Annotated in this window: 16 protein-coding genes; 1 reads left to right on the top strand and 15 read right to left on the bottom strand. The window is 62.5% G+C overall.

The genetic code is table 11. The features are described from left to right. Positions 1–179: 179 nt before the first annotated feature. From rnhB to rpsB, 15 genes are all read right to left on the bottom strand, one after another. A complete protein-coding gene (gene rnhB / locus AC25M7_RS20070) occupies positions 180–803 on the bottom strand; it encodes a ribonuclease HII (protein WP_088852257.1) in 624 nt (207 codons plus the stop codon). A 1-nt stretch (position 804) separates the two neighbouring features. Next, positions 805–1,932, bottom strand: coding sequence for a lipid-A-disaccharide synthase (gene lpxB, locus AC25M7_RS20065; protein WP_028690666.1), 1,128 nt, complete (start codon positions 1,930–1,932; stop codon positions 805–807). Position 1,933: 1 nt separating this feature from the next. Next, on the bottom strand, positions 1,934–2,710 hold the full coding sequence (gene lpxA, locus AC25M7_RS20060; protein WP_028690667.1) for an acyl-ACP--UDP-N-acetylglucosamine O-acyltransferase: 777 nt from the start codon (positions 2,708–2,710) through the stop codon (positions 1,934–1,936). Then, complete coding sequence (gene fabZ, locus AC25M7_RS20055) at positions 2,707–3,147, bottom strand: 3-hydroxyacyl-ACP dehydratase FabZ (protein WP_003252314.1); 441 nt, start codon at positions 3,145–3,147, stop codon at positions 2,707–2,709. The genes lpxA and fabZ overlap by 4 nt, the downstream gene beginning before the upstream one ends. 112 nt (positions 3,148–3,259) lie before the next feature. Continuing rightward, entirely contained in the window at positions 3,260–4,315 is a 1,056-nt protein-coding gene (lpxD, locus tag AC25M7_RS20050) for a UDP-3-O-(3-hydroxymyristoyl)glucosamine N-acyltransferase (RefSeq protein WP_028690668.1), read from the bottom strand. Between the two features lies 1 nt (position 4,316). Continuing rightward, positions 4,317–4,820 (bottom strand): OmpH/Skp family outer membrane protein, encoded by a 504-nt coding sequence (locus tag AC25M7_RS20045; RefSeq protein ID WP_028690669.1) that lies wholly within the window; start codon positions 4,818–4,820, stop codon positions 4,317–4,319. Positions 4,821–4,864: 44 nt separating this feature from the next. Next, positions 4,865–7,225, bottom strand: a complete 2,361-nt coding sequence (gene bamA / locus AC25M7_RS20040; protein WP_028690670.1) for an outer membrane protein assembly factor BamA — start codon at positions 7,223–7,225, stop codon at positions 4,865–4,867. A 76-nt stretch (positions 7,226–7,301) separates the two neighbouring features. Next, positions 7,302–8,654: an RIP metalloprotease RseP gene (rseP, locus tag AC25M7_RS20035; RefSeq protein ID WP_062361388.1), complete on the bottom strand. Its 1,353-nt coding sequence runs from the start codon at positions 8,652–8,654 to the stop codon at positions 7,302–7,304. A 42-nt stretch (positions 8,655–8,696) separates the two neighbouring features. Further along, complete coding sequence (gene ispC / locus AC25M7_RS20030; protein ID WP_486971385.1) at positions 8,697–9,887, bottom strand: 1-deoxy-D-xylulose-5-phosphate reductoisomerase; 1,191 nt, start codon at positions 9,885–9,887, stop codon at positions 8,697–8,699. Then, positions 9,884–10,699, bottom strand: a complete 816-nt coding sequence (locus AC25M7_RS20025) for a phosphatidate cytidylyltransferase (RefSeq protein ID WP_213882844.1) — start codon at positions 10,697–10,699, stop codon at positions 9,884–9,886. Before AC25M7_RS20025 ends, ispC begins: the two co-directional genes overlap by 4 nt. Continuing rightward, positions 10,699–11,454, bottom strand: coding sequence for a polyprenyl diphosphate synthase (gene uppS, locus AC25M7_RS20020; protein WP_028690674.1), 756 nt, complete (start codon positions 11,452–11,454; stop codon positions 10,699–10,701). The genes AC25M7_RS20025 and uppS overlap by 1 nt, the downstream gene beginning before the upstream one ends. A 19-nt stretch (positions 11,455–11,473) precedes the next feature. Then, positions 11,474–12,031, bottom strand: a complete 558-nt coding sequence (gene frr, locus AC25M7_RS20015; RefSeq protein ID WP_028690675.1) for a ribosome recycling factor — start codon at positions 12,029–12,031, stop codon at positions 11,474–11,476. Next, on the bottom strand, positions 12,028–12,771 hold the full coding sequence (gene pyrH / locus AC25M7_RS20010) for a UMP kinase (protein ID WP_028690676.1): 744 nt from the start codon (positions 12,769–12,771) through the stop codon (positions 12,028–12,030). The genes frr and pyrH overlap by 4 nt, the downstream gene beginning before the upstream one ends. A 177-nt stretch (positions 12,772–12,948) precedes the next feature. After that, a complete protein-coding gene (gene tsf / locus AC25M7_RS20005; protein ID WP_028690677.1) occupies positions 12,949–13,812 on the bottom strand; it encodes a translation elongation factor Ts in 864 nt (287 codons plus the stop codon). A gap of 185 nt (positions 13,813–13,997) precedes the next feature. After that, entirely contained in the window at positions 13,998–14,735 is a 738-nt protein-coding gene (rpsB, locus tag AC25M7_RS20000; protein WP_028690678.1) for a 30S ribosomal protein S2, read from the bottom strand. A 348-nt stretch (positions 14,736–15,083) separates the two neighbouring features. On the opposite strand from rpsB, the gene map reads away from it, so the two are divergent. Beyond that, positions 15,084–15,866, top strand: a complete 783-nt coding sequence (map, locus tag AC25M7_RS19995) for a type I methionyl aminopeptidase (RefSeq protein WP_028690679.1) — start codon at positions 15,084–15,086, stop codon at positions 15,864–15,866. Positions 15,867–15,874: the final 8 nt, after the last annotated feature.

Raw genomic sequence — 15,874 nt, 5'->3', positions numbered from 1 at the left:
GATCCTGTAGCAGTGCTGAACGACAAGGGCGGGATTGTAGCGTATTGCTCTTCGCTTGCCTCGCCTGGAGGTCAGCGGTTGGTTGCAGAATGCATCGCGGGGCAAGCCCGCTCCCACGCAGCCGATTCCAGTGCAGGCTTGGCGTGGGAGCGGGCTTGCCCCGCGATGAGTGGCGCCGATCAGATCAGCGAAGTGGAAATGCCTTCACGGGCTTCCCATGCGGCCCGAACCGGCGCGAACGAACGCCGATGAATGGGCGTCGGCCCAAGCCGGGCCAGGGCCTCAAGGTGCACTGGAGTCGGATACCCCTTGTGCCCGCCGATCCCATAACCCGGGTAGATCAACTCGAACGCGCTCATCTCGCGGTCGCGGGTGACCTTCGCCAGGATCGATGCAGCGGCGATCGCCGGCACCTGCGAGTCACCCTTGACCACAGGCGCAGCCGGTACCGAAAGCTTCGGGCAACGGTTGCCGTCGATCAGCGCCAGTTTCGGTGTGATGTGCAACCCTTCGACCGCACGCTGCATGGCCAGCATGGTCGCATGGAGGATGTTCAGTCGGTCGATTTCCTCGACCTCGGCGCGAGCGATGCAGAAACTCAGCGCCTTCTCGCAGATCTCGTCGAACAGCGCGTCGCGCTTGGCCTCGGTGAGCTTTTTCGAGTCGTTCAGGCCGAGGATCGGTCGGCGCGGGTCGAGAATGACCGCCGCGGTGACCACCGCGCCGCACAGCGGGCCACGGCCCACTTCATCGACGCCGGCTACCAGCTCTTCAACCAGGTTGAAATCCAGTCCCATCTGCATCTCAGCGGTCCTTCAACAGGGCGAGCACCGCGTCGGCCGCCTGATTGGAGGCGTCGCGGCGCAAGGTGCGGTGGATCTGGTCGAAGCTGTCGGTCTGCTGCGAGCCGTCCTTGACCAGCGGCGCCAGGGTCTGTGCCAGGGCTTCGCTGGTAGCGGCGTCCTGCAACAGCTCCGGTACCAGCAGGCGCTGGGCCAGCAGGTTGGGCAGCGACACGTACGGGCTCTTGACCATGCGCTTGAGGATCCAGTAGGTCAGCGGCGCCAAGCGGTAGGCCACCACCATCGGTCGCTTGTACAGCATCGCTTCCAGGGTGGCGGTGCCGGAGGCGATCAGCACCGCGTCACAGGCGGCCAGCGCCTGGTGCGAGCGGCCATCCAGCAAGGTCAGTGGCAGTTCGCGCCCTTCGAGCATCTGCTCGACCTGAGCGCGCCGGGCGGCATTCGCGCACGGCAGCACGAAGCGCACGCCGGGCACCAGCTCGCGCAAGCGCTGGGCGGCATCGAGGAACAAAGCTCCCAGGCGCCCTACCTCACCGCCCCGGCTGCCAGGCATCAACGCGATCACCGGGCCTTCGGCCAGGCCCAGTTCGGCACGCGCCGCGCCACGGTCGGCCTCCAGGGGAATCGTGTCCGCCAGCGGATGGCCAACGAAACGCACCGGCACGCCCTGCTCTTCATAGAAGCGCGCCTCGAACGGCAGCAGGGTGAGCATCAGGTCGCAGCCCTCACGAATTTTCAGCACGCGCTTCTGCCGCCAGGCCCAGACCGACGGGCTGACGTAATGCACCGTCTTGATTCCGGCCTGACGCAGCTTGAGTTCGATATTGAGGGTGAAATCGGGGGCATCGATACCGATGAACACGTCGGGCTTTTCGCCGATCAGTGTGTGGATCAGTTCCTTGCGCCGCTTGAGCAGCTCGCGCAGGCGCCCGAGCACCTCGACCAGGCCCATGACGGCCAGGCGTTCCATCGGAAAGTAGGAGGTCATGCCCTCGGCTTCCATCAAGGGACCGCCAACACCGATGAACCGCACATCGGGATGACGTGCCTTGATAGCGCGCATCAGGCCGGAACCGAGAATGTCCCCGCTGGCCTCGCCGGCGACCAGCGCCACGCAGAGCTGGGCCATATCAGCGGGTGATGCCGCGTGCGGAATTGGCGATCGATTGACGGAACAGATCGACTTCAGGGAACTGCGTGACCAGCTCATCCAGCTCCTTGAGCGCCTCTTCGACGGTCAGGCCCTGGCGGTAGACGATCTTGTAGGCGCGACGCAGGGCGTGCAGCACTTCGTCGCTGAAACCGCGACGACGCAGGCCTTCGAAGTTCATGCTGCGCGCCTCGGCCGGGCTGCCGAACACGGTGACATAGGCCGGTACGTCCTTGCCGATCGCGGTGCCCATGCCGGAAAACGCATGGGCGCCGATATGGCAGTACTGGTGCACCAGCGTGTAACCGGACAGGATGGCCCAGTCGCCGACATGCACATGGCCCGCCAGCGCGGTGTTGTTGACCAGGATGCAGTGGTTGCCGATGACGCTGTCGTGGCCGATGTGGGCATAGGCCATGATCAGGTTGTGATCGCCCAGGGTGGTTTCCGAACGGTCCTGCACGGTGCCGCGGTGGATGGTGACACCCTCGCGGATCACGTTGTGGTCACCGATCACCAGGCGCGTCGGCTCACCCTTGTACTTCAGGTCAGGGGTGTCTTCGCCGATCGAGGAAAACTGATAGATGCGGTTGTGCTTGCCGATACGGGTCGGCCCCTTTAGCACCACATGCGGACCGATGACGGTACCCTCCCCGATTTCCACATCGGGGCCTACGATCGACCAGGGGCCGACCTCGACGCCCTCGGCCAACTTGGCCGAGGGGTCGATGATCGCCCGTGGGTCAATCGAACTCATAGGGAGCGTTCCGCGCAGGTGATCTCGGCCGAGCAGACCGGCTTGCCGTCCACCAGGGCGCGGCACTCGAACTTCCAGATCATGCTCTTGCGGCTGAGGAACTTGGCTTCCAGCACCAGCTGGTCGCCCGGCAGCACCGGCTGGCGGAAACGCAGCTTATCGGAGCCGACGAAGTAGTAGAGGGTGCCGTCCGCCGGCTTGGCGTCGAGCATCTTGAATCCGAGAATCCCGGCCGCCTGGGCCATCGCCTCGATGATCAGCACGCCCGGCATGATCGGATGCGCCGGGAAGTGGCCATTGAAGAACGGCTCGTTGATGCTGACATTCTTGTAGGCACGAATGCTTTGAGCCTCGAAGTCCAGATCCGTCACACGGTCCACGAGCAGGAACGGGTAACGGTGAGGCAGGTATTCGCGAATCTCGTTGATGTCCATCATTTCGGGGGGAAGCCTGTATAAGAATAGGGAGCGCAGGTGCTGACCACACGCTCCTTTTGCAGATCCAAAGAGGAGCCAGCTAGCGACTGTAACGCTCGCTCAGTAAATGGTATCAGCCTTCTGATGTCGGCTGGCCACCTGAGGTCACGGTGTCGACACGCTTTTCCAGCTGCTGGAGACGCTTGGACATCTCGTCCAGCTGGCGAATGCGAGCGGCGCTCTTGCGCCACTCGGCCAAGGGTTGCATGGCCGTACCGGAAGAATAGCCACCCGGCTCGGTAATCGAACGGGTCACCATGGTCATGCCGGAAACGAAGACATTGTCGCAGACGTCGATGTGGCCGACCATCCCGACACCACCGGCAATCATGCAATGCTTGCCGATGCGGGTACTGCCGGAAATCCCGACGCAGGCCGCCATCGCCGTGTGGTCGCCGACCTGCACGTTGTGGGCGATCTGGATCTGGTTGTCGAGCTTGACGCCATCGCCGATGCGGGTGTCCGACAGCGCACCACGGTCTACCGCGGTGTTCACGCCGATCTCCACATCATCACCCAGGGTGACGCCGCCGATCTGCGCGATCTTGCGCCAGATGCCCTTCTCGTTGGCAAAGCCGAAGCCCTCGCCACCGATCACCGCGCCAGACTGGATGACCACGCGCTTACCAATGGTCACGTCGTGATACAGCGTGACACGCGCAGCCAGCCAGCCACCCTCGCCGATGACACAGCGGGCACCGACGAAGCAGTGCGCGCCGACCGTCACATTGGCGCCGATGCACGCGCCGCTTTCGATCACCGCGAACGGGCCGATGCTGGCGCTGGCATCGACCTGGGCATCCTCGGCCACCACGGCGCTGGGATGGATTCCCGCCACAGCCTTGGGCTTCGGATCGAACAGGTGCGAAATGCGCGCATAGGCCAGGTAAGGGTCGGGAACGATCAAGGCGTTGCCGGCAAAACCTTCGGCGTCCTCGGCCTTGAGCAGTACCGCACTGGCCGAGGAATCGTCCAGGAACTTGCGATACTGCTTGTTGGCCAGGAAGCTCAACTGCCCGCAACCGGCCTCCTGCAAGGTGGCCAGCCCGGTGATCTGCAGCGCCTCGGGGCCTCTGAGTTCGGCCCCGAGGGCTTCGGCCAGCTGGCCGAGCGTCATGGTCACAGTCATATCAACGGGCTTGGTTCATGCGCTCGATGACCTGACGGGTGATGTCGTACTGAGGCTTGACATCGATGACCGCGCCACGCTCCAGAACCAGGTCGAAACCGCCCTTCTTGATCACTTCCTCGACAGCACCGTCGAGCTTCGGCTTGAGCTGCTTGAGCATGTCGCGGTCGGCCACGGCCTTGGCTTCGTTGAGTTCCTTGGACTGGAACTGGAAGTCGCGGGCTTTTTGCTTGAACTCAAGCTCCAGGCGTTCACGCTCAGGCTGAGGCATCTTGTCGCCGCCCTTGATCAGGCGGTCCTGGATACCCTTGGCGCTGCTTTCCAGGCCCTTGAGCTTGGTCAGTTGCGGGCCGAACTTCTTCTCGGCGTCAACGGCGTACTTCTTGGCCGCGTCGGATTCCAGCAGAGCCATCTGATAGTTCAGCACGGCAACTTTCATTTCGGCGAAAGCCGGGGTGGCGACCAGCGCCGCGGCTACGAAGGCCAGTTGGGTCAACTTACGCACGATGCACTCCTGGATAATCCGTTGTCGTTATGCAAGGGCCGACCTCAGAAGGTCTGGCCCAGAGAGAATTGGAACACTTGCGTGTCGGCGTCGTCCGGTTTCTTGATCGGCATCGCCAGGCTGAAGCTCAACGGGCCCAGCGCGGTGATCCAGGTCACGCCCAGACCGACCGAGCTGGCCATGTCCGAGAAGCCGACCTTGGTGCAATCGGGCTTCGAGCCGCAGTTGGTGTCGAACACGTTACCCACATCCCAGAACACGGACGTGCGCAGCGAACGCTGATCCTTGACGAACGGCAGCGGGAACAGCAGCTCCACGCCACCTTGGACGAGGACGTTACCACCGAACGGCAGCGGATCCTGGTCCGGGTCGGCGATGGTGCCCTGGTTGCCGGTTACCGCAGCGCCACGGCTCGGAGTACTGCGTGGGCCCAGGGTGCTGTCCTTGAAGCCGCGCACGGAGTTGAAGCCGCCCGCATAGTAGTTTTCATAGAACGGCAGGCCGGAGGTCGAGCCGAAACCATCACCATAGCCCAGTTCGGTGTGCAGGCGCAGGGTGTAGTCGTTATTGATCGGCTTGAACAGCTGGCCACGGTAGTCGAGCTTGTAGAACGACAGGTCGCTGCCCGGCACGGTGGTTTCCAGCGTCAGGCTCTGGGAGTGACCACGGGTAGCCAGCACGCCTTTGTTCAGGGTCGACTCGGACCAGCCGATCGAGGCCTTGAAGTTCAGGAAGTTGTCGCCTTCGTCCTGAAGGAACTTGAAGATCTCATCGACGGTGTAACGGCCGGTCTTGATCTTGTCCTGCTGCACGGTCAGGCCGTAGGTCAGGCGCGAGGTCTCGCTGATCGGGTAGCCGAGGCTGACACCGGCACCGAGGCTGTCCACCGCATAGCTGGCCACGTCGACGTCGAGGTCGTCGTAGTCGGTGCTGCGGTAGAAGGCGTTGTAGCCCAGGCTCACGCCATCGGCGGTGAAGTAGGGATCGACATAGCCGAAGTTGTAGCGGGTCTGGTACTCGGAGCGGGTCAGGCCAATGGAGACCTTGTTACCAGTACCGAGGAAGTTGTTCTGGCTGATCGAGCCGCCCAGGATCAGGCCGGCGCTCTGGGCGAAACCGACGCTGGCAGTGATCGAGCCGGAGGCCTGCTCTTCGACGCTGTAGTTGACGTCGACCTGGTCGTCGGTACCCGGTACCGGCGGCGTCTCGACGTTGACTTCCTTGAAGAAGCCCAGGCGCTCGAGGCGGGTCTTGGACTGGTCGATCAGGTAGGTCGAAGCCCAGCCACCTTCCATCTGACGCATTTCGCGGCGCAGCACTTCGTCTTCGGTCTTGGTGTTGCCGCGATAGTTGATGCGGTTGACGTAGGCACGCTTGCCCGGATCGACGACGAACATGATGTCGACGGTGTGATCCTGGTCGTTCGGCTGCGGCACGCCGTTGACGTTGGCGAAGGTGTAGCCTTCGTTGCCCAGACGACGGGTGATGAGGTCGGAGGTGGTGGTCATCACCTTGCGCGAGAACACCTGGCCCGGCTGCACCAGCAGCAGCGACTTGACCTGGTCTTCCGGCACTTTCAGGTCACCGGACAGCTTCACGTCGCGTACGGTGTACTTCTCGCCCTCGTTGATGTTGACGGTGATGTAGACGTGCTTCTTGTCCGGGGTGATCGACACCTGGGTGGACGCGATGTCCATGTTGATGTAGCCGCGGTCCAGGTAGTAGGAACGCAGCCGCTCCAGGTCACCGGAGAGCTTTTCCCGGGCGTACTTGTCGTCGTTCTTGAAGAACGACAGCCAGTTGGTTGTCTTGAGCTCGAACAACTGGCCGAGGGTCTCGTCGTCGAAGACCGTGTTACCCACCACGTTGATGTGCTGGATCGCGGCCACGGTGCCTTCGTTGATCTTGATCTTCAGGCCGACGCGGTTGCGCGGTTGCGGAACGACCTCTGCGTCGACCTCGGCGGAGTAGCGGCCCTGGGCAACGTACTGGCGCTGCAGTTCGTTACGCACGCCTTCCAGCGTCGCGCGCTGGAAGATTTCACCTTCGGCCAGACCCGACTGCTTCAGGCCCTTCATCAGGTCTTCGGTGCTGATCGCCTTGTTGCCTTCGATCTCGATGCTCGACACCGAGGGGCGCTCGACCACGTTGATGATCAGGACATTGCCGTCGCGGTTCAGCTGAATGTCCTGGAAGAAGCCGGTCTTGAACAGCGAGCGGGTCGATTCGACCAGACGGCGGTCGTCGACCTGGTCACCGACGTTCAGCGGCAACGCGCCGAACACGCTGCCGGCGGACACCCGCTGCAGGCCGTTGACACGAATATCGGAGATGGTGAAGGACTCGGCGTGAACTTCAGCGATCATCAGTGCGGAGAGCACCGCAGTTAGCAGCAGACGTTTCATGAAGTCCTTTTATTCCAACTGGCAATAAACAACCTGCCGCGACAAGGCGGCAGGTTTTCGCGATTGAGCGAAGCTTTTATAGTCGACCCAGATCGTTGATCAGGGCGAGCAACATCACCCCGACGACCAAACTGATACCGATCTGGACCCCCCAACCTTGCACCCGATCCGAGAGCGGACGACCGCGCGCCCACTCGATCAGGTAGAACAGCAAATGCCCCCCATCCAGTACCGGGATGGGCAGCAGGTTCAGAACCCCCAGGCTTATGCTCAGGTAGGCCAGGAAATTCAGGAAATCCCCAACGCCCGACTGGGCTGAAGCGCCCGCCACTTTAGCAATGGTTATCGGTCCGCTCAAGTTTTTTACCGAGAGCTCCCCGAACAGCATTTTCTTCAGCGATTCGAGGGTAAGGACGCTCATGTTCCAGGTGCGGGAAAGTCCCTCGCCCACCGCCTCCAGCGGCCCATAGCTGACTTCGCGAAGCATCTTCGCCGGCCACTCGGCGGCCTTGACCCCGGCGCCCAGATAGCCGCCAGAAGCCTGGCCCTCGCCTTTGCGCGCCAGGGTGACGGCAACCTCGAGTGGCGCGCCGTCACGCTCGATGCGCAGGCTGACCTTTTTCTCGGGACGGGCACGGACTGCGTCGACCACCTGCTGCCAATCGGCCAGCTCCACGCCGTCGAGCGCCAGCAGCTTGTCACCGGTCTTGAGCCCGGCCGCGGCCGCCGGCCCTTTCGGATCGATCTCTGCCAGTACCGGCACCACAGCCGGACGCCATGGGCGCAGGCCTAGGGACTGGATCGGCTCGGGTTCGTCAACGCCCTTGAGCCATTGATTCAGGGAAACATTCAATTGGCGCTCGGCCGTCGCGCCCTCATCGAGCACCCCGATCCGCAACGTGCCGGTCTCGCCTAAACGGCGTACCAGTTGCAGATTGACCGCCGACCAGCCATTGGTCGGTTCGCCATCGATGGAAACGATTTCCTGGCCAACGCTCAGACCGGCGCTGGCCGCCAGGCTGCCAGCCTCGACGCCGCCGATGACCGGACGTACCTGCTGCGAACCCAGCATGGCCACAACCCAGAAGAACAGGATGGCCAGCAGGAAGTTGGCGATGGGACCGGCGGCCACGATGGCAATACGCTGGCGAACCGACTTGCGATTGAACGACTGCTCGACCAGCGCCGGAGGAACCTCGCCCTCGCGCTCGTCGAGCATCTTGACGTAACCGCCCAGCGGAATAGCGGCGACGACGAACTCGGTACCGTGGCGATCATGCCAGCGCACCAGCGGCGTGCCGAAACCCACCGAGAAACGCAGGACCTTGACCCCGCAACGCCGCGCCACCCAGAAGTGGCCAAACTCGTGGAAGGTAACCAGCACACCCAGTGCAATCAGGGTGCCGACAATCATGTAGAGCGCAGTCATGTCCAATCTCCGGGTGACATTCGGCGGAGTCGGCCGCAGGCTTCAGCGGCCGTGGCGTCGCAGCCACTCCCGGGACAGCTCCCGGGCACGCTGGTCGGCGGCGAACACCGCCTCGAGGGTGGGCAATGCCACCACGGGCTCCTGGTCGAGCACCTGTTCGATCATACCCGCGATCTCCGGGAAGCGGATACGCCGCTGGAGAAACGCCTCGACGGCCACTTCGTTGGCGGCGTTGAGCACCGCCGGCGCACTGTTGCCCGCCTCGGCAGCCTGACGCGCCAGGCGCAGGCATGGGAAGCGCTGTTCGTCGGGCGCCTGGAAATCCAGACGGGCGATGGCGAACAAGTCCAGCGGCGCGACGCCCGAATCGATACGCTCTGGCCAGGCCAGGGCGTTGGAGATTGGCGTGCGCATGTCCGGGTTACCCAGCTGGGCAAGCACCGAGCCATCGACGTAATCCACCAGCGAATGGATGACGCTTTGCGGGTGTACCACCACTTCAATTTGGGACGGCTTGGCATCGAACAGCCAGCAGGCCTCGATCAGCTCCAGGCCTTTGTTCAGCATGCTGGCCGAATCGACCGAGATCTTGCGACCCATGGACCAGTTCGGGTGCGCGCAGGCCTGCTCCGGGGTTACATCCAGCAACACTTCGGCAGGGGTTTCGCGGAACGGCCCGCCTGAGGCGGTCAGCAGGATCCGGCGCACACCGACAGCACCCAGGCCACGGGCGTAGTCGCCGGGCATGCACTGGAAGATCGCGTTGTGCTCACTGTCGATCGGCAGCAACACCGAACCGCTGCGGCGCACCGCATCCATGAACAGGACCCCGGACATCACCAGGGCCTCCTTGTTGGCGAGCAACACCTTCTTGCCCGCCTCGACCGCGGCCAGGGTCGGGCGCAGGCCGGCGGCGCCGACGATGGCCGCCATCACGGTGTCCACCTCTGACGCAGCGGCCACCTGGCACAATCCGGCCTCACCCTCGAGCACCTCGGTGGCGCAGCCCGCCGCGCCCAGCCCCTGACGCAGGCGCGTGGCCGCCTCGGCGCTCGGCACCACGGCAAACGCCGGACGATGACGCTTGCACAGGGTGAGCAGCTCATCGATGCGCGAATAGCCGCTCAGGGCGAACACCTGGTAACGATCAGGGTGCCGGGCAATGACGTCCAGCGTGCTAAGGCCGATGGAGCCAGTGGCTCCCAGCACGGTTATGCGTTGCACAGCACTCACATCACACCCCACTCAGCCGCCCACAACAGCACGGCAAACATCGGAATCGCCGCAGTCAGGCTGTCGATGCGATCGAGCACGCCGCCATGACCCGGCAGCAGATTGCTGCTGTCCTTGATGCCTTCACGGCGCTTGAACATGCTTTCGGTCAAGTCACCGACTACCGAAGACATCACCACCACCCCGGCGCCCAAGAGCCCCAGTAGCACCTGGCCGATACTCCAGTCACGGGCAAAGCCCACGGTCAGGGTGATCAGCAGACTGACCGCAAGACCGCCATAGACGCCCTCCCAGCTCTTGCCCGGGCTGACCTGCGGCGCCAGCTTGCGCTTGCCGAAGGCCCGACCGGAGAAGTAAGCGCCAATATCGGCAGCCCAGACCAGGACCATGACCGACAGGATCAGCCAGTTGCCCAATGGCCAGTGCTTGAGCAGCACCAACCCCTGCCAGGCAGGCAGCAGCACCAGCAGGCCGATCAGCAGACGACAGGCGGCACTGCTCCACAGCTCGCCGCTGCGCGGGTAGGTCAGCACCAGCCAGGTGGCCAGGGCCCACCAGATCACCGATGCACCCAGCACCCAAGGCGCGAGGTCGGGCATCAGGTAGAGCAGCATCAAGCCACCGGCCACCACGGCGGCGTAGGCAATGCGCAGCGACTGCGCCACCAGGCCGGCCAGACGTGCCCACTCCCAGGCGCCGAGCGTTACCACGCAGCCGATGAACAGGGCGAAATCCCCACCGTTGAGCAGGAAGAAACCACCCAACGCGATCGGCAGCAGGATCAGCGCGGTAATGATGCGTTGTTTAAGCATTAAGCACGGGCTCCGGCTTCGACCTGCTCGCTGGTCTTACCGAAGCGGCGCTGGCGTGAAGCGAAATCGGCCAGCGCGTTGCGCATGGCCTCGTGTTTGAAGTCCGGCCAATAAAGGTCGGAGAAGTACAGCTCGGCGTAGGCCAGCTGCCACAACAGGAAGTTGCTGATGCGGTGCTCGCCACCGGTTCGGATGCACAGGTCGGGCAACGGCAGGTCACCGGTAGCCAGGCAGGTCTGCAGCAGATCCGGGGTGATGTCCTCGGGGCGAAGATGACCGGCCTGGACTTCTCGCGCCAGGCGTTGCGCGGCCTGGGCGATGTCCCATTGGCCGCCATAGTTGGCGGCGATCTGCAGGATGAAACGGTTGCTACCCACCGTCGCCGCTTCGGCTTCGCGCATCGCCGCCTGGAGCTCAGGGTGGAACCGCGAGCGATCACCGATGATGCGCAGGCTGATGTTATTGTCGTTCAGGCGCTTGGCCTCCCGACGCAATGCCGAGAAGAACAGTTCCATCAGCGCACCGACCTCCTCGGCCGGACGCTGCCAGTTTTCGCTGGAGAAGGCGAAGAGCGTGAGCACCTCGACCTTGGCCTCGGCGCAGACTTCGATCACCGCGCGAACGGCATCCACGCCGGCCTTGTGGCCGGCGACGCCGGGCAGAAGACGCTTCTTCGCCCAGCGGTTGTTGCCGTCCATGATGATCGCGACGTGACGCGGCACCGAGCCCGGTGCCGCTGACTTGGTCTTTTCCATTAAGAGAGCAACCCTGGCCTCAAACGGCCATCAGGTCCTTTTCCTTGGCCTTGAAGGCAGCATCGACCTCAGCAACGAACTTGTCGGTCAGCTTCTGGATCTCGTCAGCCGCGCGGCGCTCTTCGTCTTCGCTGATTTCCTTGTCCTTGGTCAGCTTCTTCAGATCGGCGAGGGCATCGCGACGCACGTTGCGCACTGCGACCTTGGCGTCCTCGGCAACGCCGCTGGCCTGCTTGGTGTAGCCCTTGCGGGTTTCTTCGGTCAGGGCCGGCATCGGCACACGAATGGTGGTGCCGGCGCTGGACGGGTTCAGGCCCAGGTCAGAGGTCAGGATGGCCTTTTCGATGGCGGCGCTGAGGTTCTTGTCGTGGGCGACGATCTTCAGGGTACGGGCGTCCTCGACGGTGATCGCGGCCACCTGGTTCAGCGGCATGTCGCTGCCCCAGGCCGGCACCTTGACGCTATCCAGGATGCTCGGGTGGGCGCGACCGGTGCGGATCGCCGCCAGGTTGCGGGCCAGGGCCTCGAGGGACTTGCCCATGCGCTCCTGGGCGTCTTTCTTGATGTCGTTGATCATTTTTGAACTTCCTCGATCAGAGTTCCTTCCGCACCACCATGCACAATATTGAGCAGGGCGCCGGGCTTGTTCATGTTGAAGACGCGCAGCGGCATCTTGTGATCGCGGCAAAGGCAGATTGCCGTCAGGTCCATTACGCCCAGCTTGCGATCCAGCACTTCATCGTAGGACAGATGATCGAACTTCTCGGCATGCGGGTCCTTGAATGGATCTGCAGTGTATACACCATCGACCTTGGTTGCCTTCAATACCACATCGGCATCGATTTCGATGGCGCGCAGGCAAGCGGCGGAGTCGGTGGTGAAGAACGGGTTGCCGGTACCGGCAGCGAAGATTACGACTTCCTTGGAATTCAGGTGGCGCATGGCCTTGCGGCGATCGTAGTGATCGGTCACACCCACCATGGAGATAGCCGACATGACGATGGCGGTGATGTTCGCCCGCTCCAGCGCGTCGCGCATGGCCAGGCCGTTCATCACGGTGGCCAGCATGCCCATGTGGTCGCCGGTAACGCGGTCCATGCCGGCCGCACTGAGCGCCGCGCCACGGAACAGGTTGCCGCCACCGATCACCAGGCCGACCTGAACGCCGATGCCGACCAGCTGGCCGACTTCCAGCGCCATGCGATCCAGGACCTTGGGGTCGATCCCGAACTCTTCCGAGCCCATCAGGGCCTCGCCGCTAAGTTTGAGTAGAATGCGTTTATAGCGAGCCTGATGACCACTGCCCTGCTGAGCCATTGCGAATCTCTCCTGCGGCGTTTGTAAAAATCTGGCGGGCTGTTTCAGCCTGCGCGTAACTCTAGCGTGACGCACTTGATGCGTCAGCGAGCAACGGTCTCGTGAACCGCTCCCGCTTTGACAAAGAGGCTGCGCGCGTAAGCGGGCAGCCTCTTCGGGGCGACAGACGAATCCGTCTTACTGCTTGGCGGCAGCTACCTGGGCGGCAACTTCGGCAGCGAAGTCGTCAACCGGCTTCTCGATGCCTTCGCCGACCTTGAAGTAGGTGAAGGAAACGATTTCAGCACCGGCTTTCTTGGCCAGCGCGCCAACTTTGACTTCCGGATCCATGACGAAGGCTTGCTCTTTCAGCGAGGCTTCGGCTTTGAACTTGGAGATACGACCGTTGATCATGTTCTCAACGATGTTTTCCGGCTTGCCGGCGATCTTGTCGGCATTCAGTTGCAGGAAGACGTTCTTCTCGCGCTCGATGGCCTCGGCGGAGATTTCCGACGCGTCCAGGAACTCTGGGTTCGAGGCTGCAACGTGCATGGCGATGTTCTTGGCCAGGTCGACGTCGCCGCCTTTCAGGACAACAACGGCACCGATCTTGTTGCCGTGCAGGTAAGCGCCGACAACGTCGCCCTCAACGCGCACCAGGCGACGGATGTTGACGTTCTCGCCGCACTTGGCAACCAGGGCTTCACGAGCGGCTTCACGCGAGGCGATCAGCGGAGCTGCGTCGGTCAGCTTCTGAGCGAAGGCTTCTTCGAGGCTTTCGGCAACGAAGTTCTTGAAGTCGTCCTGCAGGGCCAGGAAGTCGGTCTGCGAGTTCACTTCCAGCAGAACGGCGGATTTACCGTCGGTCTTGACCGCGATAGCGCCTTCAGCAGCGACGTTGCCAGCCTTTTTGGCGGCCTTGATGGCGCCCGAGGCACGCATGTCGTCAATGGCTTTTTCGATGTCGCCGCCGGCCTTTTCCAGGGCCTTCTTGCAATCCATCATGCCTTCGCCGGTACGCTCGCGCAGTTCTTTAACCAGCGCCGCAGTAATTGCTGCCATTTCAAAATCCTCTTGGAAAGTTTTTCAACCATTCCACCCGCTCGTCACGGGCGTTAAATTCTGCAAATCGCTGCCTTTATATCAGCTCGCCCATGATGCGGGGCCGTTGCTGACAGCAGGATTTCAAGGTGGCAAAAAGGGGGCCAAGCCCCCTTTTTGCGTGCCAAGTCGACGCCAGGCGTCAATTACTCGGCAGCAGGTGCAGCCGCTTCTTCAGCGTAGACTTCAGTGCCGCCGGCAACGTTGTTGCGACCGCGGATGACGGCGTCAGCCATCGAAGTCATGTACAGCTCGATGGCGCGGATGGCGTCATCGTTACCTGGGATGATGTAGTCAACACCTTCCGGGCTGCTGTTGGTATCGACAACGCCGATGACCGGGATGCCCAGCTTGTTGGCTTCGGTGATGGCAATGCGCTCGTGGTCGACGTCGATCACGAACAGGGCATCAGGCAGGCCGCCCATGTCCTTGATACCACCCAGGCTGCGATCCAGCTTTTCCAGATCGCGCGAACGCATCAGGGCTTCTTTCTTGGTCAGCTTGGCAAAGGTGCCGTCTTCGGCCTGGGTTTCCAGGTCGCGCAGACGCTTGATCGAGGCGCGAATGGTCTTGTAGTTGGTCAGCATGCCGCCCAACCAACGGTGATCAACGTATGGCGAACCGCAACGAGCAGCTTGCTCGGCGACGATCTTGCCGGCGGAACGCTTGGTGCCGACGAACATGATCTTGTTCTTGCCCTGGGCCAGGCGCTCTACGAAGGACAGAGCTTCGTTGAACATTGGCAGGGTTTTTTCCAGGTTGATGATATGGATCTTGTTACGCGCGCCGAAAATGTACTTGCCCATTTTCGGGTTCCAGTAACGGGTCTGGTGGCCGAAGTGCACACCGGCCTTCAGCATATCGCGCATGTTGACTTGGGACATGATAGTTCCTTGATAAGTCGGGTTGGGCCTCCACGTATCCCAATGACCAACCCGTATTTCCAGGGAAACCGGGCACCCAGGCCATCGTGTCGACACGTGTGTGGGTTTGAGCTGACGGAGGACATCCCCCGAAAGCGGCGCATTTTATACCACAGGCCGAGCGCGAACGGAACCCGGATCATGCTTCGTCCGTCAGCGGCTTTTGCAGGCCCCGCGCTTTGCGGCCAGAATGCCTTCAATAGACCTCCGGATCCACGGGACTCTCCCGACAGATCGCCGCCGCGCTCTGGTAGAATACGGTCTTTCCCGTTTGTTCGCGCCACACAGGGCGCCGTAGAGAGCCTGTTCATGACCGTCACCATCAAGACCGCAGAAGACATCGAGAAGATGCGCATCGCTGGCCGCCTGGCCGCCGAAGTGCTGGAAATGATCGAGGAACACGTCAAGCCCGGCGTCACCACCGAGGAACTCGACCGCCTGTGCCACGACTATATCGTCAACGTCCAGCAGGCGATCCCCGCGCCTCTCAACTACAAGGGTTTCCCCAAGTCGATCTGCACCTCGATCAACCATGTGGTCTGCCACGGCATTCCCAATGACAAGGCGCTAAAGGACGGCGACACCATCAACATCGACGTGACCGTGATCAAGGACGGCTATCACGGCGACACCAGCCGCATGTTCCATGTCGGCACCGTCGCGCCATGGGCCGAGCGCCTGTCCAAGGTCACTCAGGAGTGCCTGTACAAGGCCATCGAGCTGGTCAAGCCCGGCTGCCGTCTTGGCGACATTGGCGAGGTGATCCAGAAGCACGCCGAGAAGAACGGTTTTTCGGTGGTTCGCGAGTTCTGCGGTCACGGCATCGGCAAGGTGTTCCACGAAGAGCCGCAGATCCTCCATTACGGCCGCGCCGGCACTGGCATGGAGCTCAAGGAAGGCATGACCTTCACCATCGAGCCGATGATCAACCAGGGCAAGGCCGACACCAAGGTGCTTGGCGACGGCTGGACCGCCATCACCAAGGACCGCAAGCTCTCGGCCCAGTGGGAACACACCCTGGTAGTGACCGCCAACGGCTACGAGATCTTCACCCTGCGCAAGGACGACACCATTGCGCGCACCTCGGCCTGACACTGACT

The sequence above is a fragment of the Pseudomonas sp. P106(2024) genome (assembly GCF_057480815.1).
The sequence above is the reverse complement of the archived record's forward strand: the minus strand, read 5'-3'. Positions and strand labels throughout refer to the sequence as shown.